This window comes from Limosilactobacillus pontis DSM 8475 (genome assembly GCF_001435345.1).
In the GTDB taxonomy this organism is placed as follows: domain Bacteria; phylum Bacillota; class Bacilli; order Lactobacillales; family Lactobacillaceae; genus Limosilactobacillus; species Limosilactobacillus pontis.
In genome coordinates this window covers 8,476-33,887 of record NZ_AZGO01000058.1, presented here as the reverse complement: position 1 = coordinate 33,887, position 25,412 = coordinate 8,476, and the positions used below count along the sequence as shown (strand labels likewise).

Below are 25,412 nucleotides of genomic sequence, written 5' to 3'. Positions count from 1 at the left end.
CCAGCCACTTTTTTGTACCACGTCCTTCCCCCCTTCCCACCGTATCAAGGCTAAAGGGTTCATCCAGGTTATCATCGGCAATTGCGACCCGGTCCGCTGGGATGTTCTGTGTGACCAGAAAGCAGCTGTAGTCCCACTGGTTGATTCGCCGCTGCAAAACAATCTGCCTCTGAAGCCAACTACCATCTATTCAACAAATGATCATCATTAAATAGTATCAAAGGGTGGATAAGCCTTTGCGCAAATTCATCTCTTCATGATCGAAACGGGATATTGATATTTGTATGTCAATAATATAGTATAATGAAATACAAGAAGGGGGATTTACTATGGCAACAACGACAATCCGTCTCGACGATAAGCTCAAAAAGGAACTCAGCAAAGAGCTTAAGTCGATGGGGCTGAGCATCAATGGCTACTTTAATTTGGCAGCCCGTCAATTGGTTATTCAAAAGAAGGTTCCGTTTGAATTAGTTACAGAATCAGAGGTACCAACAGAAACTACCAGAAGGGCACTAGTGGAGGCTGAAGCAAAGGAATTAGGAATTATTCCAGACGATTCACCAAGCTTTGCCAATATCAATGACCTTAAGGACTTTTTGGATAAAGAATAATGTACCAGTTGAAAATCGAAGCCCAGTTCAAAAGAGACTACAAAAATTTAAAACGCCGCCATCCAGAACTAATCCGCGAGCTAATGAACACCCTGAAGCAGTTGCAAATTAATGGGATTGTTAATAGCAAATATCGACCATATATATTAAATAATCGTGGCGGAAATTATAATGGCAGTTACGAGTACCATTTATCTGATGGCAGAGTCGATATACTGGTTATTTACATGCCTCATAAAACAAATCCAACAATTCGACTGATACGGGTCGGTAGTCATAATGAAGTATTTCATAGTGATTTAAGGTAACAAAAAACTCGCTAGTGATAATCCACTAACGAGTTTTCTTTACTACCAGAGATAGTTGACCAAGCCGACCTTGGTCATGCCATCCGTGGCGGTCTTCTTTAATGTTTCAGCTGACTTGGTCATTGCGGCGCGTTCGCAATCATCGAGGGGTACCTCGATGACCCTGGCGATCCCGTTGGCGTTGATGACGGCCGGCGTACCAAGGTAAAGATCCTTGACCCCGTACTCGCCATCGACGTAAGCACCAACCGGCAGAACCGCGTTTTCATCACGCAGGATGGCCTTGGTGATCCGCATCAGGCAGGTGGAAACACCGTAGTAGGTAGCACCCTTGCGATTGATGATCTCGTAGGCCTTCTTGCGCACGTCATCCTCGATCTTCAGCAGGTCATCATGGGAGATGTGCTCCTGTTCGGCCAACTCATACAGCGGCAGGCCGCCGATGGTTGCGCTCGAGTAGGCGGCAAATTCAGAATCACCGTGCTCGGCCATCACGTTGACGTTGACGTCGCGGGGGTCAACCCCGAACCGGTTCGCCAGGGCCACCCGCAAGCGGGCTGAGTCCAGTGACGTGCCGGAAGAGATGACCTTGTTGACTGGAAAGCCGGAGATCTTCTGAACTGCGTAAGTCAGGATGTCAACCGGGTTGGCAGCAACGATAAAGACACCGTTGAAACCGGAAGCCACGATCGGCTGGACGATCTCGTGCATGATCTTGAGATTCTTGCCGACCAGCTGCAGACGGGTTTCACCAGGCTTCTGGGCCGCACCCGCGCAGATGATGACAACATCAGCATCCTTACAAGTATCGTAATCAGCAGCATAGATTTGCTTGGGTGCCGTGAAGACAGTCGCGTCTTCCAGGTCCAGAGCATCACCTTCAGCCCGCTTCTTCGTCAGATCAACAATGGCGAACTCTTCGGCAAGCCCCTGTTGGACCATCGCAAAGGCGTAGGCTGAACCAACTGCACCGTCACCGACAAGGACGACTTTTTGATGATTATTGGTCATAATCGGTTATCCTCCGTCAGCCGATTACATGAACAGGTTTGCGTAGATTGGAACCAGGATGTCCATTGCCAGAGAAATAATCAGGACAGAGACACCGGCCATGGCACCTTGAATTTCACCAAGGGAAAGGGCCTTAACGGAACCAACCGTGTGCCCAGCAGAACCTAAACCTAAACCAGTAGCAACAGGAGAAACCTTGTCGAGCCGCAGGATCTTGATCAGGAATTCAGCCAAGGCGTAGATAACAACGGCGTTTAAGATACATGCCATCGCGGTAACGGCAGGAACACCGTGAACACCAGCAGCGATCGGCATAGCAACGGCAGTGGTAGCAGCTTGTGGCAGCATGGAAGCCGTTGAAGCAGCGGACAGACCGAAGAGCTTAGATACCAGTTGAATCAGGAACAGGGAAATGAAACCACCGACGAAGCAGATAACGATGATATCGAACCAGTACTTCTTGAAGGTTTCGTTAACCTTGTAAACCGGGATGGCGAAGGCCATGGTAGCAGGGTTCAGGAACCAGAAGATGATGTTACCACCTGGCAGGTAGTACTTCGTGTAAACAGCAGCGGTCGTGGAGCCAGTGCTCTTAGCCCAGATGGCCAGAACAACGATCCCGAGAACCATCCCAACCAGCAGTGGGTTGAAGAGGAAGAAACCGTTACTAATCTTGGTTAACCACATACCAATAAGATAAACAATCAATGAAATGAAAATACCAGTGAATGGCAATGCTAGATTTGTTGCAATTGTAGCTGACATAATTATTGCGCCCCCTAGTCCTTCTTGTTACCAGTGATCTTGTGGTGAATGCTCATAACCAAGGCACCAACGTAGGCAATTACGACCAAGAGAATGATCGTGGAGATGATGATTACACATACATCTTGGATACCTTCACGACGCATGATGTCCAGGTGAGCGGCCAATTGGATACCTGATGGAACGAACAGGAATGCAATAAGACCGATCATGAACGTACCGAACTTTTCAACCTGGTGCAGCTTAACGATGTGGCAAGCCAACAGGATGTAGAGCAGAACCATACCAATCAGTGGGGTTGGCACAACGAAGCTCTTTGGAAAAAGATCAGAGATCAATTGAGAAACAAACAGAATAGCGGCGAAGATTCCCATTTGAACATAAATGTTGGAAGCTTCTGGCTTTTTATCCTTCTTGTCCATAATATATTCCCTCCCACAGAAATAAATAGAAATAATTGCTTGATGTCGCGATTGCAATATTTTTACAATTACAATCTTAACGCAATATTTTACTTTGTGCGGGTTTTCACACTGAAATAACCAAAATTCAGTCCGAAATGCCCTCCTCCCCGGATAAGATGCCCTCACTTTTGCTCAGGTGCCCACAAGTTTGGTTAAGCTAAACAAATGATCTTTCAATGCTAAAATAGTACTTACTTTGTTGACATAACGATTGCCAACGAAAAAAGAGTGCCATGAAAATCACTTCACAGCACTCTTCTACTATATATTTAGGCAGTCATTCACTACCGACCATGTCATTAACATAACGTTGCAACTCTTTTAGCATTCTCGCGGATACATGATTTACGATTACGCCATTGCCAGCCTTAAAATTAAAATTTTGTAACTGCCATAGGACAACATATCCCTTAACTCCCGTCCCATTAGCGCCGTTAACTAAAATAGGCATGTAACGAGGATTATTAAAATTATTAGCAGTGGTTACCGGTAAAGCAACGAACATTCCTGTTGCTTCGTTATAATCAGAAGTACTCATAACGACATAATGGCGCCGAGAAACTTATTTCCCAGGTTGTTTAATAATAAATTATGCCATCCCCAGCGCCTGCTTGACAGTGGCGACGTAGGACCGGCTGACCGGGACCTTACTGCCGTCCTTTAGGGTCAACTCGTAGGTATGGTTGAAACTGGGCTGAAGCTCACTGACCATGTTGAGGTTGACGGCGAAGCTCCTGTGGACCCGGATAAACTGGGCCGGATCCAGCTGCTTGAGCAAGCCGGCCAGGGGCTGTTTGCTGACCACCCGGTGACCACCCTTGGCCCAGACCGCGGTCTCCCCGTCCTGGGTCTGGATGTAGAGGATCGTGTCCTTCTGCAGAATAATCGTCCGGTCGTCATTGGTCAGCGACAGGCGCGGGTTGGTCCGCTGGTCCTGTGGGGTAATCGCCGCTTGCTTGGGGGCCGCCAGTTTAGCAACCCGGGTGATGGCGTCATTGACCCGCTGCTGGGAGAACGGCTTCAGCAGGTAGTCGACGGCATCGGCATCAAAGGCGTCGAGGGCGTACTGGTCATAGGCGGTGGCAAAGACGATGTAGGGATGGTGCGGCCGACTCTTCAGGCTCTCCGCCAGGGCCATCCCACTCCCGTCAGCCAATTGGATATCGAGAAACATCAGGTCGACAGCTTCCTGGTCCACGGCCTGCTGGGCACTGACTACCCCGTCAGCCTCATAAATATCAGTCACCAGTGGATTTTGGTCGACCAGGTAGTGTAGTTCGTCACGAGCGAGCGGCTCATCATCAACAATTAACACCTTCATGATTATGATTCCCCTTTCGTAACTAGCGGAATTGAAATGGTAACCGTGGTGCCGGCCTGACTGGTCGCGAAGTTCAGCTGACTCCGCTTGTCGTACAGGCCGACCAAACGCTGGTTAAGGTTTTGCAGGGCGGTCCCGGTTCCGTGGCTGGACCGGACCGGTTCATGCCCCAGCCTACCAAGAATGTTGGGGGCAATCCCCTCCCCGTTATCGGCCACCTTGATCTGGAGCCTGTCCCCCACCGCCGCCAGGTTGATGTTGACGACATTACCGTGCATCCGGTGGCCAAAGGCGTGCTTGAGGGCGTTTTCGACCAACACCTGGATCGTGAATGGTGGCAAGAGGACGTCATCCCCCACCGTGTTGTTGAAATTAACCTTAAACCGGTCCGGGAAGCGGGTCTGCTCCAGGGTCAGGTAGGCGTGAACATGGTCGCGCTCCTGCGCCAAGGTGATCTGCGTTGACCGCGCCCCAATCAGGTTGGCCCGGAAGTAGGTGCTCAACTGAAGGAGGAGCTGGCGGGCCTTTTCACTATCCCGCCGCATCATCGCGCTGATCGTGTTGATGGCGTTGAAGAAGAAGTGCGGGTTGACCTGGGCCTGGAGGGACTTGATCTCGGCGTCGCGGACCAGCTTGGCCTGCATCTCGGCCTGGCCGAGGGCGATCTGGTTGGCGAAGATCTCGCCGAGTCCCTCAGCCAGCTGAACCTCCACCGGCGTCAGACGCCAGGCGGCCGTGTAGTACATCTTCAGGGTGCCGACAACCCGTTCACGGATCCGCAGCGGCACCACGATCGCCGCCTCCAGTGGACAGTCACGGTGGGAACAGCCAATCTCGTCACGGTTGTGAGCAATGTGGACACGGCCGCTTTCGATGACGGTCTCCGAGAGGTGGGTCAACATCATCTTACCGGGGATGTGGTGGTCACTCCCCGCGCCGACGTGGGCCAGGATGGTCTGGCGGTCGGTGAGGCTGACGGCATCAAAGTTGGTGTGGCGTTTGATGGCCCTGACCACCTGACGGGCGGACTGCATGTTCAACCCGTTGCGCAGGTATGGCAGGGTCTCCTTGGTCAGCTCAAGGACCGAATGGGTCTGCATCGCCCGGGTCTCCTCCTCCTGGCGCCGGAACATGCCGATGATTGACAGGAAGACCGAGGTCCCGACCGAGTTGACCAGGATCATCGGTAGGGCAATGTATTGAACCAGTGTCCAACCGGTCGGACTAAATAAGAAGATGAAGACCATCTGGATGCTTTCCATCAACAGGCCGACCAGGAAACCATGCCAGGGGCTCATCACCGCAAAGGGGTTCCGCCGGTCATTGTAGAGATATCCGGACAAGAGCCCGATCAGAACCGAACTGGGCACGTAGAACCAGGACTGGGCCGCCATATTGCCCAACATGACCCGGTGGAGGCCGGCAATCAAGCCAACCGCCCCACCAACCCAGGGTCCACCAATGATCCCGGCAACCGAAACGGCCAGGATCCGGGCGTTGACGATCGAATAGTTCTCGGAAATAGTGGTCAAGAAGACCTTGTCATGGAGCTGGTTGGCCGGGTCAATCTCGATCCCGGTACTGTTGGCCAAAATGGCAAAGATGGCGAAAATAATCGTCAATTGAACCCGGTCGATCAACCGGTCTGAAGACATCAGCCGGCGAAAGGCCGGGACGTTGACCAACAGAAAGGCCAGGATGATGACGAAGCCGACCCGCTCGATCATTAGAATGGTTAGGTAAAACATGGCTGCGACCACCCGTTTACTGCTGGGTCCCGGTATTGATGACCGGCTGGGTCCCCCGTTCGGAGATGATGGCCACCATGATGTTGTTGATGATCTGGAGGCGCTGCTCATCGGTCAGGTTAAGCTTGGCCTCTTTGGCCAGGCGGTCGATGGCGTCCTCGGTGATCGAGACCGCCCCCTCGACGATGATTTTACGGGCCGAGAGGATGGCCGCCGACTGCTGTTTCTGCAGCATGGCACTGGCAATCTCGGTGGCGTAGGCCAGGTGGGTCAGCCGGGTCTCGATGATCTTGACCCCGGCGACGTTCAGCCGGTCCTGGAGCTCGGCGGTCAGGCGGTTTGAGACCTCGGTCGGGTTGCTCCGCAGGGTCAGGGCAGAATTGTCCTCGAAGGTATCGTACGGGTATTCGCTGGCCACGTGCCGAACCGCCGATTCACTCTGAATCTGAACAAACTGCTCGTAGTCATCGACCGAGAAGAGGGTCTTGGCGGTGTCAACCACCTTGTAGACGATCACCGCGGCGATCTCGACCGGGTTCCCCTTGGAGTCGTTGACCTTGAGGATCTGGCTGTTGAAGTTGCAGACCCGCAGTGAGACCCGCTGCTTATCGGTGAAGGGCACCGTCATAAACAAGCCGGCATCGCGGATCGTACCGATGTAGTTCCCAAAGAAGGTCAGCACCTTAGCCTCGTTGGGCTGGATGATCGTCAGTGAGGTGCTGAAGATAATCACGATCGCCAGGATAATCCCCCCGGTGACGATGACCCCCATCCGGCCGGCCTGGTAGCCACGGACGACCAGCCAGCAGCCGGCTACAGCGCCGATGATCGCAATCAGGAGGCCCAGGTAGCCGTTAACGTGAAACACATTTTTCTCTTTCATTATATATTCCCCCTAAAAACGTAATCCCTTGGGATAGAAGTTCTTGACCGTGGTCCCGACCAGCTTACCGAAGCCGGTCGCAAACCCGTCGCAGGTCAACAAGTACCAGCCATTGGGGTGGCCCGATTCAACAGTCACCACGTCACCATGGACGTACTGGCGCCACTGGTCATGGTCCAACGCCAATGTCGTCGGGCAGGTCGCCGGATCGGTCGCCAGGGCCCAAGCAAGGGCTGGTTCAAAGCGGTTCTTCTTGAAAGTGCCCAGGTGGAGGCCGGGTCGCAGGATGGTCATCCCGGCCAGGTCTGCTGGCATCCCAGACGGCAGGGCATAGAGCTGGTCACCAAAGGTCAACAGGCGCTTGGGCTCGTAGCCCGGCTGCAGGGCGTCGCGGACGGCCGCAAACTCGGCCTGGGCTGCCTTATCCAGTCCGGACCGCTGCTGGTGGCGCTGTTTCTTCTTACGCCGACGTTTGGCCGGCGCTGGCACTGCCCCCGCCGCTGGTTCACCATTCTGCAGCTTGGCGATGAAGTGGCCCTCCCCGGCGATGTGGTGGGGAAAGAGGCGGACGGCATCGGCCAGGGCCGGGTTATTGTCAGCCCAGTCCGGCCGGCCATCATCCATCCCCGGGTACTTCTTGATTGGCACCGTCTTCAGGTCTGGATAGGTGGCCAGCAGCCAGGCCAGGTTCTGCTCGTCCTCCTCGGGGGCGAAGGTGCAGGTCGAATAAACCAGGATTCCACCCGGCTTGAGTATCCTCATGGCTGAGGCCAGGATCTTGCGCTGGCGGTTGGCACACTCGGCCGGGTAGTCGGGATTCCAGTATTCGATCCCGGCCGGTTCCTTGCGAAACATCCCCTCACCTGAACAGGGGGCGTCGACCAGGATCCGGTCGAAGAAGTGGGAAAACTGCTCCTCCAGGTCGGCAGGACTTTCGTTCATCACGACCGTACTCCTGGTCCCCCACCGTTCCAGGTTCTCGGCCAGGACCTTGGCCCGCTTGCGAAAGATCTCGTTGGCCACCAGGAGGCCGGTATCCTTCATCTTCGCCACCAGGTGGGTTGTTTTCCCACCGGGGGCCGCACAGAGGTCGAGGACCCGCTCCCCGGGCTGTGGGTCGACCACCTCGCCGACGTACATGGCGGACGGTTCTTGGCTGTAAATCGCCCCAGTGACGTGGTCGAGGGACTTACCGTCGACCGTCCCGTAGTAGCCGGTTGGCACATACGGTACCCGCCCCGTCGCCTTGTCAATGGTGGCCGTCGGGGCGGCCTTCAGTGGGTTGACCCGGAAGCCACTATGGCTGGACTGGTCAAAGGACGCCAAGAATGCCGGGGCCTCATCCCCCAGCAGGCGTCGATATTTCTCAATGAATTCCTCAGGTAATTGCAACACATTTCCTCCTTTTGTTGCTTTTATTGTACCGTATTTTCTCGGTAAGCTGAACCGGCCAGACCGGGGATTATGACAAATCAGTTAACTTTCCGGCCCCAGCCGCGTATAATATTTAACTAAAATTGTTTATAGGAAGTGAACTGAACTGTGAACCAACATTTAATTGCCATCGACCTCGATGGAACCACTTTGAATAACCAGTCCCAATTGACGGCGGAGACGATTAAAACCCTGCGCGCCGCGGCTCATGCTGGCCATATCGTCAGCATCATCACCGGCCGGCCCTACCGGATTGCCCAGCGGATCTACGACCAGATCGGTATCAAGACGCCGATGGTCAACTTCAACGGGGCTCTGGCCCACATCCCCCACGAGCACTGGGACAAGGAGTATGACGTCGAGCTGACCCGCGAACTGGCCCTCGACCTACTCGCCCAGCATAAGCAGCTCGGCATCGACACGATCACGGTGGAGAACAAGTTCCACGTCTGGGCCAACCACGCCAGCAACCACCTGCCCGAGTTCCTACCGAACCACCTGGCTAAGAACCAGCTGCTGACGGCTAGCAACCTCGACGCTAACCCGATTGCCTTGACGATCGAGTACCAGCCCGACCACGAGCAGGAGATCATCAAGGCAGTCAACGAGAAGTACGGCGACTACGTGGAGCCCCGGGTCTGGGGTGGTCAGTACCACATCCTGGAGCTGATCCACCGCGGGACCCACAAGGAATCAGGGATGTATTACATCGCCAAGCAGTATAACATCAGCAAGGACAACATCATTGCCTTTGGGGATGAGCACAACGACCTGGAGATGCTCGACGCCGCTGGCCGTGGGGTCGCCATGCAAAACGCCATCCCGGCCATCAAAAAAGTTGCCGACGATGTTACCCCCGTCGACAACGATCACAATGGCCTGGCCAAGTACCTCCAGGCCTACTTCAAGCTGTCCGTCTAACCCAGCACGGTCATCTTCAGCAGGTAACCGATGATAACCAGGACGAATAGGACGGAGATCAGCCCGCTCACCGCCCGGTGGCCCTGAAACCACCGACCGCTGGACAAGATCATCAGGCCCCCACCACAGGCAACAATAACCCCCAGGGTGATCGTTGCCAGCCGGTTCTGCCCGTCTAAGGTCAGTGCATAGACGATGATGGCCAGGCCCAGGATGGCCAGCCCGATTGATACCTTCTGCCGCATAATATTGGCCCCCTTCAAAACTGATAAAAAGAATTATTCAATATCACTAACTTATTATAAAAAATTTTGTTATAATAGATGGGAAGGCAATTCTGCAATTGCTTTCGCCAACATACTTCTACCGGGAGGGATCAGGTGATTAAATCATTGATGGTCCCTTCCTTATTTTTCTCATATTCCCATTGGGGTGGTACTGACCAGGCCAGTGCCACCCCCTTTTTTAGTTATCATCCCCAGACTAGGCTTTCCTCCCCATTATAGTTGGCCCGGGCGTAAATTAAAATAACGATTCCATATAAAAAGCCCTGCTCTGTCAAGCAGGACTCATTTAACTATTCAATTTCACATCTGACGGCGCTTATCCATCTCCTTGACCACCCAGAGAACTGGCAGGCCGAGGATGGTGATCCCGACGAAGAGGACCACTCCCCAGGGATCATTGAAGACCTCGCTGACCAACACGAAGAGGCCCCCGGCAATTGAGATCAGCGGAATCCATGGGTAGAGCGGGGTCGAGAATGGCCGCTCCTTGCCCTTATTACGTCGGCGCAGGATGAAGATCCCGAAGAAGGCCAGCGTGTAGAAGCAGTAGACCGTGAAGACACAGAGGTCCGACAGGTGGTCGGGGTCAAAGAAGCACATCATAACCGTCGCCAGGGCGAGGATGAAGCCGATCGCTACCACCGGCTCCTTGGCCTTCGGGGTAACGTAGGCCAGGTAGCGGGAGAAGGGCAGGTCACGACGCTTAGCCATCGCGTAGACGATCCGCGGGAAGGTCATGATCTTACCGTTGATCGTCCCCATCATTGAGATGATGATCCCAATCGAAAGCAGGCGGCCACCGACCTTGCCAAAGGCCGCCGTGGCCAGGTAGCCGGTCGCCCCCTCACCGAGCTGGTGGATCTTATCCGCCGGCAGGAAGCGGAAGACGCCGAAGGTAATCAGGGTGTAGATCACCAGGACCGTCGTGATCCCGATGATGATCGCCTTAGGGAGGAGCTTCTGGGGATTCTTCATCTCCCCACCGAGGTTGGCGATTAAAATCCAGCCGTCATAACCGAAGAGGGTCGCCAAGACGGCCACCCCGAAGTTGCCACTGGACTGCTGGACCTGGCTGACCGTCTGGCCAATCGCGTCCTCATGGCCGAAGAAGAGGCCGAAGACGATGATCGCCGCGATCGGGATCAGCTTCCCGGCCGTCGTCAGGATCGCAAAGCCGGCACCGACCCGGTTATCGAGGAGGTTCATCCCCCCGATTGCCAGGATGGTCACCACCGCTAGCGGCACCCGCCAGGCGGCAGACAGACCGAAGAGCTCCGTCATCAGGATACTCATGAAGCCGGCCACGGCCGCGATGATCGCGGGGCCGTAGACGATTGCCTGCATCCAGCCGGATAGAAAGCCCAGCAGGCGGCCGTAGATGTTTTCAATGTAGACGTAGAGGCCCCCGGTGTATGGCATCTGGGCCCCGATCTCGGCGACGGTCAGCCCCGAAGTCAGGGTGATGACCCCACCGATGACCCAGGCAAGCAATGCGAGGCTGGAGGAACCCGCACTATCCAATACTGAAGCTTGCTTGAAGAAGATTCCGGAACCGATAATCGTTCCAATAACGATTGATAATGCTGACCACAGGCCCAAGGAACGGTTGAGCTCCTCAGTTGTCGTTTGTGGTTTCTCCATCCTAATCACATCCTTTTCTTTATATTACAATTACCTATTGTAGCAGATCTCTTTAATTAAGAAAAGATTAAAAAAAGATTAGACAAAGAAAGGGCCGCCCAACCTTTTAAAGATTAAGCGGCTAAGTATGGATAAAATCGCTGCTTCGTTCTACGTTCTCGCTGCCACTAGCTATCCCCATTAGCGTAACGACTAACGGGTTATTCTTCAAATAGCGACAATCGTTATCCATTCTTCAATTGATTAATAAACTCAAATAATCCTAAACGATCAACATCCGTCAGCTTTCCGATCGGTCGTTGACTGAAAATTAATTTTTTAGACAGCCGATACAATTTATGGGTATCAACGTAAGATTTCTTTCGAAGTCCTGCCGCTTGCCACTCCTTAATCGGATAGTACAATCGTTTAATCTGTGCCGATTTTTGCTTATATTGACTGGTAATTTTAAAGACAATTACCTTCTCACTTGCGACTTCAATTACCAAGGCTGGTTGTACCTTATCGTCCGTTCCTTCATCAAACGGCACGCTGGCAATATAAATGTCCATCGGTTTCATTAGCCATTGACCATCCAATCATGAAAGTCCGGATGCGCTTTGGGATCATAGTGACCATGCTCATCAATTTCAATATTCTCAACGGGAATCTGCTTAACGAGATCAGCCCAATCAAGCGCCGTCGGTAATTTCTTTATCCGAATTTCATTATTCTTAACCTCGAATGAAACCTCCGTCCCCTTTTGCAGACCTAATGCTTTTCGAATGGCTGCCGGAATGACGATTTGTCCCTTTTGTGATACCTTACCGATTACGGCATTATCCATAACGATCCCTCCCTTATTATGGTACGTCTTACTTCTTACTTTATATTATAGCCTAACGTCTGTGCCCATTCAAAGAAGTCACATCCCCCATAAAACACCATCATTCAACGTCTTATCAAGGAAGCATTCAAATATGATAAATATAGTATCCTATTTTTTCGCAAAAGCCCCCGCCAGGATCTTTGCCTGGGCGGTCTCCAGCTGGTCGGCGTCGCAGTTGATGTAGCGACTGACCAGGCGGGCATCGGCGTGGAGGTTGTCAACCAGGAAGTCATGGATCGTGGTGATGGCCACCCCGGCGTGGCGGAGGTGCTGGATAGTCATCGTCACCGCCAGCTCCTCGACCTTGGCGGCGGACAGCGATGCCGGGGCCACCTCGACGACCCCCTGATAATAACCGCTCATAAACGTCTTATTCATGTTGATCATCTCCCAATCTAATTTTCCTAGTCAAACTGCCAGCCCATGATCGCCATCTCGGTCATCACGTCACCGACCAGGCTCTCGTACAGGGTCGTCTCCGACTGCGGTACCCCACCGAGGGCCGGCAGGTAGAAGTTAACGATTGCCCGGTAACCCTCACCCGGCGCGGTCTGGCTGTCGCGCTCGACCCAGATCGGGCTGTAGGCGTCCAGGTCGGTGTCATGGTAGAAGTTGTACTCCATGATCTCCTGCTGGAGGAGGTCGTGGACGTGGCGGTAGTCACAACTCAGCCGCAACTGGTTGAGGTCGTCAATGACCTCCCCGGTGGCGCTATTGAAGGGCGGAAAGTCCCGGAAGTAGGCGTTGATCCGCTGGAGGACGCTCAGGCTGAGGCTGGTCACGAAGCTCTGGCCATTGTGCACCGCTAGCAGCGCGGCCGGGTCGGCGTGGATGTCGCTGGCCAACGTCGCCAGGTAGGGCTCCTCCATGGCGATCAATTCGGATTCAATTAGCTGTAAGTCACTCTTGTTAAGCATTGTCTTCCCCATTTCCCCTAAATGCACCGTTGCAACCGGACCTTTCCGGCACAAAGTTTCAAAAACGCTATTGTATTCACCCTAATTATACTATTATTGATACAGAAACTAAATTCAACTGGAGAAAAGTGGCGCAAATCGTGCACAACAAACTTACTTATATTATCTACCAAGTCATCATCGCCATCCTCGCGATCATCTCGATCGTCATGCTGCTGGCGTACTATGCCAAGGAGATCGACATCGATGCCTACCCCTATAACCTGATTGACAACGGGATCTGGCTGGTCTTTGTGGTCGACTACTTCACCAGCCTGGTCCTGGCCGACGACAAGAAGGCCTTCTTCAAGCACCACATCTTCGACCTGCTCTCGATCATCCCGGCCAACTCCCTGTTCTTCTTCTTTCGGATCGCCCAGATTGGGGAGACCTTCCGGATGCTCAAGCTCTTCCGGCTCCTCCGCCTAATCGGCTTCACCGGAAGATTGGCCAGCTTCTTCAAACGTAACGAACTGGTCTACTACCTCTACATCAGTATCGCCGTGATCATGGTGACCGCCGCAATGTTCTGCATCTCCGAGAAGGTTTCCTACCAGACCGCCCTCTGGTGGGCCATCACCACCGCCACGACCATCGCCTACGGAGACGTCATCCCCAAAACTGAAATCGGCCGGGGTGCCGCCATCATATTGATGCTGCTGGGGATCGGTTTTATCGGGATGCTGACCGGGACGATCACCGAGTTCTTCGCCAAGAAAGACGAGGCCGCCATGAGCAAGCAGCTCGACCGCCTGGAGGCTGAGAACCACCAGCTCCACGCCGATCTCGATGAAATCAAACAGCTCCTGGTCGCCCACACCAAACAGGATAACCGCGACAATGACAAGTGAGTGAAAACCGTCAGGCAGGTCGCCTGGCGGATTTTTTCACCATGCATCCCGATAAGATGCTAGAATATTAATATTTGATAATCACGTTTTCGAGGAGTAATCATGGACTTTTCATTCACCCGCCGATCCGGCCTGCGCAAACTCTACCTAGAATATACCGTCATGTTCGTCTTCCTAGCGGCCTGTATCTTCGGCACCTACCTGGTGACCGGGCATACCTTCATCCTCAGCAAGGACGCCCTCAACCAGCACCTGCCCCTTTTGGTCAAGTACCGGGCGGCGTTGATCGAATTTCTCCACCACCCCGGTCGCTTGACGTTCTGGTCCTGGCAGATGGGGCTGGGGACCGACACCTTTTCGGTCTACTCCTACTACACGATCGGTGACGTCTTCGCCTACCTGGCCCTCCTCTTCCCGGCCGCCAAGATGACCCTGGCCTACCAGGTGATCGGGATGGTCCGGATGTATTGCATCGGCCTGGCCTTCGTCTACTTCGCCCAGCACTTCAACCTGCGCAACCAGGTGATCCTGATCGGGACGGTCGCCTACACGGTCAACGCCTTCCTCCTCTACGCCGCGATCGCCCAGCCCTTCTTCACCACCCCCTTCATCCTCTTCCCGCTCATCATTGTTCAAATCGAACGGGTCCTGCAGGGGGGATCGGCCTGGCCGCTGACCGGGGTCTTCACCTGGATGCTGGTCAGCAACTACTACCTCGCCTTCGTCCTCGGTATCGGTGCCCTGGCCTACCTAATTCTCCGGGTGGCCACCCACTACCGGACCAGCCTGAACTACCTGAAGACCCTGGGCAAGCTGGCCTTTGCCACCGTCACCAGCTTCCTGGTCTCGGCGATCCTGTTGGTACCCGAGATCCTGGCCGTCACCAACTCGACCCGGACCGGGGCTCAGTTTGCTAACGGCCTCAAGGTCTACCCACTTTATTACTACCTCTTCTTACCCAAGCAGCTGATCAACGGGGGGCAATGGTACTTCATGTACTGGACGGCCCTCGGGGTGGTCTCAATCGGCTTTTTAGCCCTGGTCTACATCTACTCCCGGCCCCGCAAGTACCCCCTGTTGACAATTAGTCTGGCCTTTTCCTTAGTGATGCTTCTGATCCCGGCAGTCGGTGCCTTCTTCAACGGGATGATGTCGGCCTCCAACCGCTGGACGCTGTTGATCTACCTGCCGCTGGCGATGGCGGTCTGCATCCTCGCCCAGGACGCGCCCCACTTCTCGCACCGCACCCTCTGGATCCTCAACATTGCGACGGCCGTCTACCTAGCGATCCTGGTCGTCACCTTCTACTTTGCTAATAACGACGACATCTTCATGCCGGTCCTCTTTCTGATCGTCTCCCTGATGGCCCTCTGGCTGATCACCTTCCACAAGACCCGCTTCCCGGACCGGTGGCTGCTGGCCATCGTCCTGCTCAACGCCGGTTTCAACGCCATCTATGCCGCCTTTCCCTACAAGGGGGACTTCACCGACAAGATGCTGTCGCGGGGTGAGTACCAGGCAATCACCGCCAACCGTTACGGCGGGCTCGACCAGGGGCTGAGCCGGAGTCCGGCCTACCGGGTTTCGACGATCAGTCAAAACCAGATCATCGAGGGTCCCAACCTCGACAACGACCTGACCTCGGGCTTGCACAACATTGACTCCTACTACTCCCTGCAGAATAAGTACCTCGGCCAGTTTAACACCGCCCTGCAGAACAACCAGTACCAGGCCAACATTCCGATCCGCCAGGCAGACGACCGGACCGTGATGAACAACTTCTTTGGCGTCCGCTACCTCTTCGTCCAGAGCAACGGTGACAACGCCACCAAGCTGCCAGCCGGCTATTTCTTGGACAAAACCAGCCAGCCGATCATCAACTACGACGTCGGCCAGCCCAGCTCCGCCACCAGCAAGGACCAGCTGATCCCGATCCAGACCGAGCGCTACAAGACTAACAATGCCTTCCCATTGCTCTACTGGCAGGACCGCTACATCAGCCAATCCCGCTACCGGAAGCTGTCGCCGACCCAGCGGGAACGGGCGTTGGCCAGCGGGGTCGTCATCTCCGGCAAGACGACCGGGATGCGGCCGGCAACGCTCCATTCGGCCGTTATCCCAATCAAGAGTGTCCTGGTCTCCAACCGCTTCAACAAGGTCAACCCGGCCCAGCTCAAGTACGTCGACAGTGACGAGAAATACCAGCTGCAGTTCCCGCAGATGCAGAGTAAGGCCTTTCGCCAGCGGGTCCGGGGCAGTGAGCTCCACATCGAGTTTACGAAGATCAAATACACCCCCTTCACCATGAAGGAGCAGATCCACTATGATATGAAGCACCGGGCGGCGATGGCCGACAACCCGGGTAGCGTCTTCAACCAGCGCTTCAACAAGTACCGCTACTGGCGCTACCACGTCCTGAACGGGTCGCCGGACATCTCGTTTAAGCTGAACTACTTCAGTCGCTTTGGGACCGCCAGCGTCGTCCAGGCCAAGCAGAACGTCCTCTCCCTCTTCAAGCACGTCACCAATGGTACCCTAAACGTTGGCTACTACTCCGGTAACCTACCGCAGAAGTTGACCTTCAAGCCGTCAAAGCTGGGAAACTACGAACTAAAGTACCGGGTGGTCGCCGAGAAACTCGACGGTAACTACACCCGTGAGGTTCGGGCCATCCAACGCCATGCCCTGACTGATCTCAAGTTCAGCCGTAACCGGGTCAGTGGCCGGATCACGACGCCGCGCACCGGGGTCCTGACTTCCTCGATCCCTTACTCCAGTGGCTGGCGGGTCACGGTCAACGGCCAGCCGGCGACGACCGTCCGCACCAACCAGGCCTTCCTCGGCATCCGGCTGCCGGCAGGAACCCACCACGTCACCTTCACCTACCAGACACCGGGTCTGCGTACCGGGGCATGGATCTCCCTGGTCGGGCTGGTCTGGACCGGTTTAGCCGCCGCAGTCACCCTGGTCGTCAAGCGCCGCAGGTAAATAAGTGAAAAGCATCCCCGTTCCTGGTTTCACGCCGGGAGCGGGGATGCTTTTGTTATCTAGGAATTGTGCAGGGTGCCGGGTGCTCATTCACCCCAGTGTTCCTGCTTGAACCGTTCGCGTCCACCGGCCTCCTGGGCGGCGTAGCGTTCCGGATTTTTCTTGTAGAAGTCCTGGTGGTAGTCCTCAGCCAGGTAGAAGGGCTGGGCGTCCTCGATCTGGGTGACGATCTTAGCATCGCCGAAGAGCGCACTCTCCTGGAGGTGGTGCTTGGAGGCTTCGGCGATCCGGCGCTGCTCCTCATCCTTGACAAAGATCACCGGCCGATAGTTGTCGCCACGGTCCTGGAACTGGCCCATCGCGTCCGTCGGGTCGGTCTGGTGCCAGTAGATCTCGACCAGCTCTTTGTACGAAATCTTGGCCGGGTCAAAGGTGATCCGCACCGCCTCGGTGTGACCGGTCGTGCCCGACTTGACCTGCTCATAGGTCGGGTTGGCCCCGTGGCCGCCGGTATAGCCGGACTCCACCTTCTCGATGCCGGGGTAGGTATCAAAAGGTTGGACCATGCACCAGAAACAACCACCCGCAAAAATTGCTGTATCAAAACTCATCTGAAATTCCTCCTCGTCTTCTGTAAATGGGCCTTAGTTGCGACCATAGATTGGCCATGCGGCCTGTTGTGCGCCCTTGTAGGTCTTGTCGATGACGTGCTTGGTTTCTTCGGTCTGGTAGGCCCTGACGACCTGCCATTAACATGTAATAGTAACGCTCCTAGTCCACCGTCGTCGGCAGGTGTCGGCACTGTGGTAGACCGCTGGTACCAGCCCCCTTCTGAATGCGGCTGGAGGTGCAGATGATCGATGTAGTCGGTCTTGTTCATGTGGCTAATTTCTCCCTCTGATTGATATGAACATTATATCTTCTGTTCAATCAATTTGTTCAAATAAGTCGCCAAACAACCACCATCAAAAAAGGGGCAGCCGCGCTGTCCCTTTCCCTTACTTGATCAACATGTCGAGGTAGTTAACAATGTAGTACAGCAACAGGGCCGCAATACACAGTTGCAAAAAGTTCCACAGCTGGTGGAGGACCTTCTTCTTGTCCATAAAAGCCACTTCCTATTTTAGTTTCCTGAAGCCATTATATACCCTGATTGGGCGTAGTGACCACGGATCTCCCAGGTCAAACCGGCTTGATTTCGGCACGGCCACCTGCAGTGGTGAGCAGCCAACGCCCTTTTGGCCCACAGTCCCCCACCTAGATCTGATATAATTGGGGTAAAATTAACGAAAAGACCGTGAATTATTTGACCAAAAACAAGCTATACGACATCGTGATGGCGATCCTCGCCCTCGTCTCGATCTTCCTGATCACCCTGGACTTCGGTGGGGTCATCAGCCTGAACAACGGCTACCCCGAGCTGCTCAACAACATCCTCCTGGTCATATTTACGATCGACTACTTTGGCCGGCTGACGCTCGCCAAGGACAAGAAGAAGTTCTTCCGCGATAACATCTTCGACCTACTCTCAATCATCCCCGCCTCACCGGCATTCAACATCTTCCGGCTGGGGCGGCTAGCCCGCTTCTTCCAGATCTTCCGCCTGCTACGCCTGATCGGACTGACTGGAAAGCTGAACCGTCTCCTCCACACCAACGGCCTGATCTACATCATCTACACCAGCATCGCCATCCTGGTCATTGCGGCCTCGATGTACTCAATCAGTGAGCACGTCTCTTACGGCCGCTCGCTCTGGTGGGCCATCGCCACGGCGACCACCATCGGTTACGGTGACATCTCGCCGCACACCTTCATCGGCAAGCTCGCCGCGATCTTTTTGATGATCGTTGGGATCGGGATCGTCGGCATGCTGACCAGCTCGTTGACCAACCTCTTCATCCACGACCACGCGGATGACCGAATGCAGCGGATCCTCGACAAGCTCGACCGCCTCGAAAAGACTAACCAGCAGCTCGCCGCCGAGATCCGTGAACTTAAGACCGACCCAAAAAAGATGAAGTGAACCTCTTACAGGCATCACTTCATCTTTTTCTTATTGATCAATTGAATCATGGTTCCATACCCGGTCACCACCAGGAACTTCGGGGCCACCTGGACGTTAGCGACGTTCGTGGTGAAGCGGACGTTGACCACCCCATCGGCCCCCTTGGCTGTTGCCCGTGACTTGAGTTTGCCCTCGACCTCGCTGAACAGCTGGTCCATCGACTCAAAGGCGTCGATGTCCTCACTCGGCAACATCAGGTGACTGGTCGCGTTGACGATCCCCAGAATCCGGTGGGCCTGGGGAAAGGCTTCGGTTGATAAAAACATTTAATCACCTCGTGAATATTATAGTACAAGAAAAGGACACAGGCACGGAGCCCATGTCCTTCGATAACTCACGGAAGGAATCTTGCCACTTTGCACTGGAACTAATCACATTACCATTATCTTTGATTCTAAACTTCCGCAAAGTCGCATTTGTATAACCACTGCCAAAGTGCACCCTGGTGACCTTATTACAGAACTTAAACGAACTCAAAACTTTAATCGATGCTTCTGGTCACACTTATGTTGCTTCTAGCCTACTCCGTAACTTCCTTCGGCGCTTTGAACTAGTGGGAGGTGCCATGACGAATCATGTCCTCATTTCTTCTTTCCTTCCACGCTTTTAATATACCATCTCGTGGAAGCGATTACAAGAGCTATTTTAAATTTTCAGCAGGACGGCCATCGCCACGATGTTGTTGATGGCATGGAGGGCAATCGAGTTCTTGAGCGACCCTGACCGCCGGTAGACATAGGCCAGCACCATCCCCATGAAAAGGTAGGTACAGAAGCTGACCACGTTGGTACTGAGGTGGGCACAGGAAAAGACCAGCCCCGACAGGACCAGCTTGGGCCAGAACCAACTGGTCGGGAAGAAGAGGTTGGTCAACACCCCACGGAAGATCAGCTCCTCGGCCACGGGGGTCAGGGTGCAGGACGCGATGACAAAGACGATGGTGGCCAACTGGTTATGGTTAAGCATCTGGGCGACGGCGGCGTTGTTGGCGGTCTGCGTCTGGTGAAAGAGCAGCATGTTCAGCTGGCCGAAGAACATCATCCCAACCAGCAGGGTCAGGTAACCACCGGCCACCAGCCCCAATCGTAGGTGTCCGCCTTGTCCCAGCTGGTCATACTGGCGATAAAGGCGCCGGGCCCAGCCGATAATGAAGGCAAAGAGCATCAAGAAGATCGCCACCAGGATGATTGTCAGGCCGAGATTATCGAGATAGCGGTTGGCAATGGTGATGGCCACCGGTGGCAGCTGGATCAAAAAGAACAGGATCAGCATGATCCCGATCCGGTAGAAAAGGTTGAAAAAATTGGCAAGTCTACTCATTTTTACGCTGCTTGGCTTCCTCCTCCCGCTGCTTTCTTAAACGGTGGTAGCTGCGCTTGGCCGTCACCCGGGTCACCCACAGGTTGGCGCAGACAAAACCCAGCACCCAGAGCAGGTACATCAGCCAGCCGGAGATAACGTGGGCGGCCGTCAGCCAGACCAGGACCGCAAAGATGATGAAGGTCGGAAGAATGATTTTAATCAGGTATTCTGCTTTCAATTGCCTTACCTCGTTTTTCCATTTAGTTTACTAGACTTGAAAAGGGATCACAACCCTCACGGCTGCGGTCCCAATCTATCTAGCGGTTAACTTTATTGCCGGCTGGCGGCGATGATTGCCTCGTGGGTCGGGATCGACGGCAGGGCCCCCATCTTTTGCACCGCCAGGGAGCTGGCCCGCTGCGCGTAGACCAGGGCCTTCTCGATGTTGCTCATGTCCGGCTTCAGTTGCGACGACAGGGCACCGATGAAGGTATCACCGGCCGCGGTGGTGTCCACGGCGTTGACCTTGAAGGCCGGCACGAAGTTATAACCGTCCTGGGTGCAGTAGAAGGCCCCCTTAGCCCCGACCGTGATGATCAGGTTGCGGACCCCCATCTGGGCAAACTTGGCCGCCGACATCAGCATTGAGGTCTCGTCGGTAATGATGATCCCGGTCAATGATGCACTCTCGGTCTCGTTGGGGATGATCAGGTCGGTCAACTTCAATAGGGCCGGGTCAATCTCGTGGGCCGGGGCCGGGTTCAGGATCGTCTTAACCCCGTTGGCCTTGGCGATCTGGAAGGCCTTCAGGGTCGCGGCCTGCGGTGTCTCGAACTGGGCAATCACGAAGTCGGCCGCCGCGATTTGCTGCTGGGCCGCCGTCACGTCATCGACACTCAGTTGCTGGTTGGCACCACCGTAGACCAGGATGCTGTTCTGGCCATCCGAATCCAGCAGGATAGCGGCCGAGCCGGTACCGACCTGGTCGTTCTCCCGGATGCCGGTGGTGTCAATGCCGTTGTCCTGAAGGTCCTTGATCATCATCTCACCGCCATTGTCTTTGCCGACCTGGCCGACAAAGGCCGTCTGGGCACCGGAACGGGCCGCCGCAACGGCCTGGTTGGCACCCTTACCGCCGGCCGCACTGGTCTTGTCCGCAGCCGCCAGGGTCTCACCCGGCAGCGGCATCCGCTTGATCCGCAGTGTCGTGTCAACATTCAAGCTCCCAACTACCGTTACCTTGTTACTCATTATTAATCACTCCTTTTATCATGCCTCGTGTAATCTTGCCGTGCTCTGCCGCTGGATCAGCTCCACCGGGAAGCGCTGAATCTGCTCCTGGGTCTGATCAGAATGGATCTTGTTGAGCAGCATCTTAGCCGCCCCGATCCCCAGGTCTGTGATCGGCTGGCTGATCGTCGTCAACTGTGGCGAGACGTATTCATCGAGGTAGATATTATCGTAGCCGATCACCGAAACCTGATCCGGCACCTTGATGCCCCGTTCGCTCAGCCCCCGCATCAGGCCGATCGCCATGTCATCATTGCCGGCAAAGGCCGCGGTGGCTCCGGTCTGGATGACCGCCTCAGCCGCGTCATAGCCGCCCTGCCGACTCAGCGGGGTCCGGACCACGTCATGGGCCATATCGAGTTTGATGTTGTTCTTGGCCAGGCGGTCCTTGAAACCGGTCAAGCGCTGGGTGAAGTTCTCACTCAGCTCCCGGGGCTCCAGGAGTGCGATCTTGCGGTGACCGAGGTCGGCCAGGTGCTGGGCCGCCAGCTCACCGCCGTGGTAGTCATCGGTCAGCACCCGGGTCCCCTCCTGGGCGTAGTTCTGGTCGAAGAGGATGTAGGGAACGTCCCGGGCCCCGATGATCTTGTCGATCGTGTCGGTGGTCATAGTGGCACTGGCGATGATCAGCCCGTCGATCGACCGCTCCAGCATCTGGGAGAGGTAGTTCTGCTCCAACTCGGCATTCCGGTTGGCACTGAAGATCAGTGGGATCATCCGCTCGTGCTGGGCCACCTCCTGGACCCCCTCGACGAAGGTGCCAAAGAAGGGGCTGGAGATGTTGGGCACCAGGACCCCGATCATGCTTGATGACCGGCGGAGGATCAGGCTGCGGGCGTTGAAGTCTGGCACGTAGCCGTACTCGTCGCGCAGCTTAAAGATCTTGTCCTGGGTCTTCTTACTGAAGCGCTCCCCCTTGCCATTGAGGATCTGGGACACCGTCGTCACCGAGACGCCAGCGAGCCAGGCAATATCGCGAATTGTTACTTTTTTACTCATGTTGGTCCCACCACTTTCGTTTACTACCTTAACTTTATATTACTTTGCGGACCGTTGCAATTATTCTTCGGGGAAAATATCCTTGAAGATCTGCTGACCGGTGGCCATCTGGGTACCCCGGAAGCGCAGGTAGTCAACCTGGGCGAGCAGGACCCGGTATTCCCACAGAGACGACAGGTCATGCTCGTTGAAGTAGTGGAGAACCAACTGGATGCGGTCGAGCTGGACGATCCGGCCGAAAAAGTCGTCATTGCCCTTGTACTTCTGCGTCCCCACCACGACTGGCAGCTGGTGAGCATAGGCGTCCTGCAGGGCGTTGCCGAGTAAGTTACCGCTGGTGATTTCCGGATGATCGTCGAGAAACTCCTGCACGCTAAAGATGTCAAAGTAGTGGTAGCGGTGGGCCACCTTGGTCTTCTCGGAGACGGTCGTCAGGTAGTCGCTGCCCTTGATGACCGACTGGATGCTGCTGATTCGGATGACGATCAGGCCGTTGATCTTCCCGTCCCAGTCAATGCTGATCAGCAGGCAGAAGGTCGGGTCGATCCCCACTACGAAGCCGACGTTGAAGTAGTCATCCCCCGGCAGGTTATGGACCTCGACCAGGTAGCCCCCCTGCTTGGCCAGGGCCAGCTGTTCACGTACCATGCGTTCCGTCATCTTTTCCATACGATTTCTCCTCAAATTTAATTAGTCAGCCGGGCCCGCCACTGGGGCCGCACGGCCGGTTTTTGGCTGCTTTTAAAATGATAAATAAGCCATCCTCCTACTAAATCTAGCAAAATTTACCATAGGAATCCACTACATTTTGTAGTAAGATGGTTTCTGTTCTATTAAAAGTAAAGAGGGGCCATCATGGTGATAATTACAGCAGGAATGATCGGTGTCGGCAAGACCACCCTGACGGGCAAGATCGCCGAACACCTTAACACTAAAGCATTTTTCGAACCAGTCGGCGACAATCCCGTCTTGCCACTGTACTACAAGGATCCGAAGCAGTATGGTTTCTTGCTCCAGATCTACTTCTTGAACAAGCGATTCTCAATGATCAAGCAGGCGCTGTCCGATGACAACAACGTCCTCGATCGCTCAATCTACGAGGACGCCCTGTTCACCCGCGAAAACAACGCCGAGGGGAACATCACGGATACCGAGCTCGAGGTCTACCTCAACCTGCTCGATAACATGATGAAGGACCTGCAGCAGCTGCCGAAGAAGGCGCCGGACCTCATGGTTTATTCCGAGACCGACTTCGAGACGATCCTCTACCGGATCAAGAAGCGGGGTCGCGACTACGAGCAGATCGACGATAACCCGGAGCTTAAGGACTACTACTACAAGATGTGGAGCGCCTACAAGCAATGGTACAAGGACTACGACGCCAGTCCAAAGATGAAGATCGACCTGGAGACCTACGACCTGGAGGACCCGAAGAACGTGGCGACCGTCCTGGGGATGATCGACGACCGCCTGGCTTCGATCCGCTAAACCAAGAGACTGAGATTAGATTCTCGGTCTTTTTCATTTTAAAAGCAAGCGGCGGGCCAGCTCGACCAGGCCTGCGGAACTCAGCCCGCCAAGCACGGAGGCCACCGTTGAAAGATGGTGGTGCCCCTCCTGGTGACGTGGCTTGGCCGCCGGCGCTGGCTGGGCCACCCGGTCATCGGCCACCCTGACCTTAACCGGGGTCGTGTGGCCAGCCGCGGCATGGCGGGGCTGGTGGTCGTAGCGGGTCAGCTTAAAGCCGTCGATCAGGCGGTTGAGCTTCTGTTCGTACTGGGGATCGGTCGCGTACCGTCCCTGGAGAGCGTGGGTGGCCTGGCGATAGCTGCTGGCGTACTGGCGGTGAACCCCACGGTAGAGCGGCGCCTGGAGGGTCTCAGCGTAGTCGCGCAGGGCCGCCTCGTCACTCTGGTAGCGGCGGAAGTTATCGACCACCAGGAGCTGACGGCCGTCCTGGTATTCGCTGGTCGGCTGACGCGTTGTCTGCCCAGCAAAGTAACCCTTCACCCCGAAGAGATTATGGAACGGTTCCCGGCCGAGCCGGCTAGTCCCCCAGCTGCTCTCTAGGGCGGCCTGGGCGATGATCACCGACGGGTAGAGGTCGTATTCGGCCCCCACCCGCTGGGCAGCCGTGGCCAGGCGGTTGATGAAGGCCCGCTGGTCGTTGGTCGGCACCTGCGTCGCGTAATCCCCCGAATCGGCAGGTCCAGTGATCGTACTCCCGTCGTTGGCCGCCCCCTGATCGCCGACCGGTAGTGCCTGCTGGTCATCGTTATCCGGCATCACCGTCCCCGCCGGTTGTCCCGTGGCATTCTGCGGTGCATCAGCCGCCCGGAGCTGCCGACCACGGGCCAGGCCGCGCTGGTAGGCCGCACTAGCCACGTTGCCGCTGACGGCGCGGACCCGTCCCTGACGGCCATCCGCCACCCCCTGGGCGAAAGCCTGACGGTAGCTGGCACTGTACTGGCGAAAGGCATTCAAGAAGGCCGTGGCGTACGCGGCCCCCTGCTGGCGGATGGCCTGCTCATCAACCGGTTGTTGGCTGATGATGGCGTGAGTGGCCTCCTGAATTGGATCATGCATTACACTGGCCGTTGCGACCATCCCCGGCTGGACAATCGCCAGGGCGGCGACGGCACTGATCAAGATTGGTTTTTTCATTGTCATCCCTCCGTTTTCGTGTCCCTATTAAT

At 55.2% G+C, this 25,412-nt stretch carries 28 protein-coding genes and 1 pseudogene; 7 read left to right on the top strand and 22 right to left on the bottom strand.

Features of this window, described 5'->3' with window-relative positions; genetic code table 11:
* Positions 1-329 precede the first annotated feature (329 nt).
* Both FD34_RS05695 and FD34_RS05690 read left to right on the top strand, forming a co-directional pair.
* The gene (locus FD34_RS05695; RefSeq protein WP_057807629.1) at positions 330-614 is read left to right on the top strand and encodes a type II toxin-antitoxin system RelB/DinJ family antitoxin; all 285 of its coding nucleotides are present in this window, start codon (positions 330-332) and stop codon (positions 612-614) included.
* On the top strand, positions 614-922 hold the full coding sequence (locus FD34_RS05690; RefSeq protein WP_057807627.1) for a type II toxin-antitoxin system YafQ family toxin: 309 nt from the start codon (positions 614-616) through the stop codon (positions 920-922). Before FD34_RS05695 ends, FD34_RS05690 begins: the two co-directional genes overlap by 1 nt.
* 42 nt (positions 923-964) lie before the next feature.
* On the opposite strand, the gene FD34_RS05685 is transcribed toward FD34_RS05690, so the two are convergent.
* The 8 genes and pseudogenes from FD34_RS05685 to FD34_RS05650 form a co-directional block, all read right to left on the bottom strand.
* Entirely contained in the window at positions 965-1,933 is a 969-nt protein-coding gene (locus FD34_RS05685; protein ID WP_057807625.1) for an L-lactate dehydrogenase, read from the bottom strand.
* 24 nt (positions 1,934-1,957) lie between these two features.
* Positions 1,958-2,698 carry an LrgB family protein gene (locus FD34_RS05680; RefSeq protein ID WP_057807623.1) on the bottom strand — a complete coding sequence of 247 codons (741 nt, stop codon included), beginning with the start codon at positions 2,696-2,698 and terminating at the stop codon, positions 1,958-1,960.
* A 14-nt stretch (positions 2,699-2,712) separates the two neighbouring features.
* Positions 2,713-3,120 carry a CidA/LrgA family protein gene (locus FD34_RS05675; protein WP_057807621.1) on the bottom strand — a complete coding sequence of 136 codons (408 nt, stop codon included), beginning with the start codon at positions 3,118-3,120 and terminating at the stop codon, positions 2,713-2,715.
* Between the two features lie 319 nt (positions 3,121-3,439).
* Positions 3,440-3,706 (bottom strand): annotated as a pseudogene (locus FD34_RS05670) (type II toxin-antitoxin system PemK/MazF family toxin); the annotation flags it as partial.
* Between the two features lie 45 nt (positions 3,707-3,751).
* A complete protein-coding gene (locus FD34_RS05665) occupies positions 3,752-4,483 on the bottom strand; it encodes a LytR/AlgR family response regulator transcription factor (RefSeq protein ID WP_057807620.1) in 732 nt (243 codons plus the stop codon).
* 2 nt (positions 4,484-4,485) lie between these two features.
* The gene (locus FD34_RS05660; RefSeq protein ID WP_057807618.1) at positions 4,486-6,231 is read right to left on the bottom strand and encodes a sensor histidine kinase; all 1,746 of its coding nucleotides are present in this window, start codon (positions 6,229-6,231) and stop codon (positions 4,486-4,488) included.
* A 16-nt stretch (positions 6,232-6,247) separates the two neighbouring features.
* Positions 6,248-7,114 carry an SPFH domain-containing protein gene (locus FD34_RS05655; protein ID WP_057807616.1) on the bottom strand — a complete coding sequence of 289 codons (867 nt, stop codon included), beginning with the start codon at positions 7,112-7,114 and terminating at the stop codon, positions 6,248-6,250.
* A 12-nt stretch (positions 7,115-7,126) separates the two neighbouring features.
* Positions 7,127-8,506 carry an RsmB/NOP family class I SAM-dependent RNA methyltransferase gene (locus FD34_RS05650; protein WP_057807614.1) on the bottom strand — a complete coding sequence of 460 codons (1,380 nt, stop codon included), beginning with the start codon at positions 8,504-8,506 and terminating at the stop codon, positions 7,127-7,129.
* A 150-nt stretch (positions 8,507-8,656) separates the two neighbouring features.
* Between FD34_RS05650 and FD34_RS05645 the strand changes: the two genes are divergently transcribed.
* Complete coding sequence (locus FD34_RS05645) at positions 8,657-9,469, top strand: Cof-type HAD-IIB family hydrolase (RefSeq protein ID WP_057807612.1); 813 nt, start codon at positions 8,657-8,659, stop codon at positions 9,467-9,469.
* On the opposite strand, the gene FD34_RS05640 is transcribed toward FD34_RS05645, so the two are convergent.
* The 6 genes from FD34_RS05640 to FD34_RS05615 all read right to left on the bottom strand — a co-directional run bounded on the left by FD34_RS05640 (position 9,466) and on the right by FD34_RS05615 (position 13,182).
* Positions 9,466-9,714 carry a hypothetical protein gene (locus tag FD34_RS05640; RefSeq protein WP_057807610.1) on the bottom strand — a complete coding sequence of 83 codons (249 nt, stop codon included), beginning with the start codon at positions 9,712-9,714 and terminating at the stop codon, positions 9,466-9,468. The two genes, FD34_RS05645 and FD34_RS05640, sit on opposite strands and share 4 nt — an antisense overlap.
* Before the next feature lie 342 nt (positions 9,715-10,056).
* Positions 10,057-11,397 carry an APC family permease gene (locus FD34_RS05635; RefSeq protein WP_057807608.1) on the bottom strand — a complete coding sequence of 447 codons (1,341 nt, stop codon included), beginning with the start codon at positions 11,395-11,397 and terminating at the stop codon, positions 10,057-10,059.
* Positions 11,398-11,621: 224 nt separating this feature from the next.
* The gene (locus FD34_RS05630) at positions 11,622-11,948 is read right to left on the bottom strand and encodes a type II toxin-antitoxin system PemK/MazF family toxin (protein ID WP_235805999.1); all 327 of its coding nucleotides are present in this window, start codon (positions 11,946-11,948) and stop codon (positions 11,622-11,624) included.
* A gap of 8 nt (positions 11,949-11,956) precedes the next feature.
* Positions 11,957-12,223 carry an AbrB/MazE/SpoVT family DNA-binding domain-containing protein gene (locus tag FD34_RS05625; protein ID WP_057807604.1) on the bottom strand — a complete coding sequence of 89 codons (267 nt, stop codon included), beginning with the start codon at positions 12,221-12,223 and terminating at the stop codon, positions 11,957-11,959.
* A 150-nt stretch (positions 12,224-12,373) separates the two neighbouring features.
* Positions 12,374-12,643, bottom strand: coding sequence for a hypothetical protein (locus tag FD34_RS05620; RefSeq protein WP_057807725.1), 270 nt, complete (start codon positions 12,641-12,643; stop codon positions 12,374-12,376).
* A gap of 26 nt (positions 12,644-12,669) precedes the next feature.
* Entirely contained in the window at positions 12,670-13,182 is a 513-nt protein-coding gene (locus tag FD34_RS05615) for a hypothetical protein (protein WP_057807602.1), read from the bottom strand.
* 140 nt (positions 13,183-13,322) lie between these two features.
* Here FD34_RS05615 and FD34_RS05610 point away from each other — a divergent pair, with 140 nt between their 5' ends.
* Positions 13,323-14,072 carry a potassium channel family protein gene (locus FD34_RS05610; protein ID WP_057807600.1) on the top strand — a complete coding sequence of 250 codons (750 nt, stop codon included), beginning with the start codon at positions 13,323-13,325 and terminating at the stop codon, positions 14,070-14,072.
* A 102-nt stretch (positions 14,073-14,174) separates the two neighbouring features.
* Positions 14,175-17,060 carry a YfhO family protein gene (locus FD34_RS05605; protein ID WP_057807599.1) on the top strand — a complete coding sequence of 962 codons (2,886 nt, stop codon included), beginning with the start codon at positions 14,175-14,177 and terminating at the stop codon, positions 17,058-17,060.
* Positions 17,061-17,146: 86 nt separating this feature from the next.
* Here FD34_RS05605 and msrA read toward each other — a convergent pair whose 3' ends face one another.
* Positions 17,147-17,671, bottom strand: a complete 525-nt coding sequence (gene msrA / locus FD34_RS05600) for a peptide-methionine (S)-S-oxide reductase MsrA (protein ID WP_057807597.1) — start codon at positions 17,669-17,671, stop codon at positions 17,147-17,149.
* A 695-nt stretch (positions 17,672-18,366) separates the two neighbouring features.
* Between msrA and FD34_RS05595 the strand changes: the two genes are divergently transcribed.
* Positions 18,367-19,083 (top strand): ion transporter, encoded by a 717-nt coding sequence (locus FD34_RS05595; RefSeq protein ID WP_083479895.1) that lies wholly within the window; start codon positions 18,367-18,369, stop codon positions 19,081-19,083.
* Between the two features lie 14 nt (positions 19,084-19,097).
* Here the strand turns inward: FD34_RS05595 and FD34_RS05590 are convergent, their stop codons facing one another.
* The 6 genes from FD34_RS05590 to FD34_RS05565 all read right to left on the bottom strand — a co-directional run bounded on the left by FD34_RS05590 (position 19,098) and on the right by FD34_RS05565 (position 23,385).
* Entirely contained in the window at positions 19,098-19,391 is a 294-nt protein-coding gene (locus FD34_RS05590) for a heavy metal-binding domain-containing protein (RefSeq protein ID WP_057807595.1), read from the bottom strand.
* 379 nt (positions 19,392-19,770) lie between these two features.
* The gene (locus FD34_RS05585; RefSeq protein ID WP_191980205.1) at positions 19,771-20,445 is read right to left on the bottom strand and encodes a CPBP family intramembrane glutamic endopeptidase; all 675 of its coding nucleotides are present in this window, start codon (positions 20,443-20,445) and stop codon (positions 19,771-19,773) included.
* Entirely contained in the window at positions 20,438-20,665 is a 228-nt protein-coding gene (locus tag FD34_RS05580; RefSeq protein ID WP_057807592.1) for a hypothetical protein, read from the bottom strand. Before FD34_RS05580 ends, FD34_RS05585 begins: the two co-directional genes overlap by 8 nt.
* A gap of 92 nt (positions 20,666-20,757) precedes the next feature.
* Positions 20,758-21,678 carry a ribokinase gene (gene rbsK, locus FD34_RS05575; protein WP_057807590.1) on the bottom strand — a complete coding sequence of 307 codons (921 nt, stop codon included), beginning with the start codon at positions 21,676-21,678 and terminating at the stop codon, positions 20,758-20,760.
* Positions 21,679-21,696: 18 nt separating this feature from the next.
* Complete coding sequence (gene rbsR / locus FD34_RS05570) at positions 21,697-22,716, bottom strand: ribose utilization transcriptional repressor RbsR (protein ID WP_057807588.1); 1,020 nt, start codon at positions 22,714-22,716, stop codon at positions 21,697-21,699.
* A gap of 60 nt (positions 22,717-22,776) precedes the next feature.
* The gene (locus FD34_RS05565) at positions 22,777-23,385 is read right to left on the bottom strand and encodes a hypothetical protein (RefSeq protein WP_057807586.1); all 609 of its coding nucleotides are present in this window, start codon (positions 23,383-23,385) and stop codon (positions 22,777-22,779) included.
* A gap of 186 nt (positions 23,386-23,571) precedes the next feature.
* On the opposite strand from FD34_RS05565, the gene FD34_RS05560 reads away from it, so the two are divergent.
* Positions 23,572-24,204 (top strand): deoxynucleoside kinase, encoded by a 633-nt coding sequence (locus FD34_RS05560; RefSeq protein ID WP_057807584.1) that lies wholly within the window; start codon positions 23,572-23,574, stop codon positions 24,202-24,204.
* 33 nt (positions 24,205-24,237) lie between these two features.
* Here FD34_RS05560 and FD34_RS05555 read toward each other — a convergent pair whose 3' ends face one another.
* Positions 24,238-25,380 carry a glycoside hydrolase family 73 protein gene (locus FD34_RS05555; protein WP_057807582.1) on the bottom strand — a complete coding sequence of 381 codons (1,143 nt, stop codon included), beginning with the start codon at positions 25,378-25,380 and terminating at the stop codon, positions 24,238-24,240.
* Positions 25,381-25,412: the final 32 nt, after the last annotated feature.

Bases quoted from the DNA above. Each gene is read 5' to 3' on its own strand.
- FD34_RS05560 (WP_057807584.1), top strand. From the start codon at position 23,572: ATGGTGATAATTACAGCAGGAATGATCGGTGTCGGCAAGACCACCCTG.
- FD34_RS05685 (WP_057807625.1), bottom strand. From the start codon at position 1,933: ATGACCAATAATCATCAAAAAGTCGTCCTTGTCGGTGACGGTGCAGTT.
- FD34_RS05695 (WP_057807629.1), top strand. From the start codon at position 330: ATGGCAACAACGACAATCCGTCTCGACGATAAGCTCAAAAAGGAACTC.
- FD34_RS05555 (WP_057807582.1), bottom strand. From the start codon at position 25,380: ATGAAAAAACCAATCTTGATCAGTGCCGTCGCCGCCCTGGCGATTGTC.
- FD34_RS05680 (WP_057807623.1), bottom strand. From the start codon at position 2,698: ATGTCAGCTACAATTGCAACAAATCTAGCATTGCCATTCACTGGTATT.
- FD34_RS05590 (WP_057807595.1), bottom strand. From the start codon at position 19,391: ATGTTTTTATCAACCGAAGCCTTTCCCCAGGCCCACCGGATTCTGGGG.
- rbsR (WP_057807588.1), bottom strand. From the start codon at position 22,716: ATGAGTAAAAAAGTAACAATTCGCGATATTGCCTGGCTCGCTGGCGTC.
- FD34_RS05675 (WP_057807621.1), bottom strand. From the start codon at position 3,120: ATGGACAAGAAGGATAAAAAGCCAGAAGCTTCCAACATTTATGTTCAA.
- FD34_RS05665 (WP_057807620.1), bottom strand. From the start codon at position 4,483: ATGAAGGTGTTAATTGTTGATGATGAGCCGCTCGCTCGTGACGAACTA.
- msrA (WP_057807597.1), bottom strand. From the start codon at position 17,671: ATGAGTTTTGATACAGCAATTTTTGCGGGTGGTTGTTTCTGGTGCATG.
- FD34_RS05660 (WP_057807618.1), bottom strand. From the start codon at position 6,231: ATGTTTTACCTAACCATTCTAATGATCGAGCGGGTCGGCTTCGTCATC.
- FD34_RS05655 (WP_057807616.1), bottom strand. From the start codon at position 7,114: ATGAAAGAGAAAAATGTGTTTCACGTTAACGGCTACCTGGGCCTCCTG.
- FD34_RS05565 (WP_057807586.1), bottom strand. From the start codon at position 23,385: ATGGAAAAGATGACGGAACGCATGGTACGTGAACAGCTGGCCCTGGCC.
- FD34_RS05635 (WP_057807608.1), bottom strand. From the start codon at position 11,397: ATGGAGAAACCACAAACGACAACTGAGGAGCTCAACCGTTCCTTGGGC.
- FD34_RS05690 (WP_057807627.1), top strand. From the start codon at position 614: ATGTACCAGTTGAAAATCGAAGCCCAGTTCAAAAGAGACTACAAAAAT.
- FD34_RS05630 (WP_235805999.1), bottom strand. From the start codon at position 11,948: ATGGACATTTATATTGCCAGCGTGCCGTTTGATGAAGGAACGGACGAT.
- FD34_RS05615 (WP_057807602.1), bottom strand. From the start codon at position 13,182: ATGCTTAACAAGAGTGACTTACAGCTAATTGAATCCGAATTGATCGCC.
- FD34_RS05585 (WP_191980205.1), bottom strand. From the start codon at position 20,445: ATGAGTAGACTTGCCAATTTTTTCAACCTTTTCTACCGGATCGGGATC.
- FD34_RS05640 (WP_057807610.1), bottom strand. From the start codon at position 9,714: ATGCGGCAGAAGGTATCAATCGGGCTGGCCATCCTGGGCCTGGCCATC.
- rbsK (WP_057807590.1), bottom strand. From the start codon at position 21,678: ATGAGTAACAAGGTAACGGTAGTTGGGAGCTTGAATGTTGACACGACA.
- FD34_RS05605 (WP_057807599.1), top strand. From the start codon at position 14,175: ATGGACTTTTCATTCACCCGCCGATCCGGCCTGCGCAAACTCTACCTA.
- FD34_RS05620 (WP_057807725.1), bottom strand. From the start codon at position 12,643: ATGAATAAGACGTTTATGAGCGGTTATTATCAGGGGGTCGTCGAGGTG.
- FD34_RS05625 (WP_057807604.1), bottom strand. From the start codon at position 12,223: ATGGATAATGCCGTAATCGGTAAGGTATCACAAAAGGGACAAATCGTC.